This window comes from Vibrio sp. 10N.222.46.A1, assembly GCF_041473595.1.
Taxonomy (GTDB): domain Bacteria; phylum Pseudomonadota; class Gammaproteobacteria; order Enterobacterales; family Vibrionaceae; genus Vibrio; species Vibrio tasmaniensis_A.
Window position 1 is genome coordinate 1 of sequence record NZ_JBFRSN010000772.1, and the last position, 392, is coordinate 392.

General features: G+C 35.7%; 1 pseudogene. It reads right to left on the bottom strand.

Features of this window, described 5'->3' with window-relative positions:
- A pseudogene (locus AB4496_RS19905) lies at positions 1–149 on the bottom strand (acetate kinase); the annotation flags it as partial.
- Positions 150–392: the final 243 nt, after the last annotated feature.

Below are 392 nucleotides of genomic sequence, written 5' to 3' on the forward strand. Positions count from 1 at the left end.
CCTTGATACTTCCAGCTCATACGAGCATCTTCAAGACCAAAACACTCCCCTAAGCCACTCAATACGGCTTCACCAGAAACAGAATCAATAACAGCAAATTTTAGGGATGAACTACCCGAGTTAATAACCAGAACAAACGAATTAGACATTGGATATGGATCCTGTTTCAGTACGAATTGGATGAAGTGTTTACTTCAATTTTAGTTAAGCCCATTATTCAATAATTTTTGAATCTTTCAACTTTTGTTTTACAAAAAGCACCAAATGAACACAATTAAGTTGATCTGAGTCATTAGTTCATTTATTTCGAGAGCGAAATTAAAAAATAGTTGAATATGACAGTTGGTCAATAAACGAAGTAAAGGACTGCTCACACTAGGGCGTGTTGACCT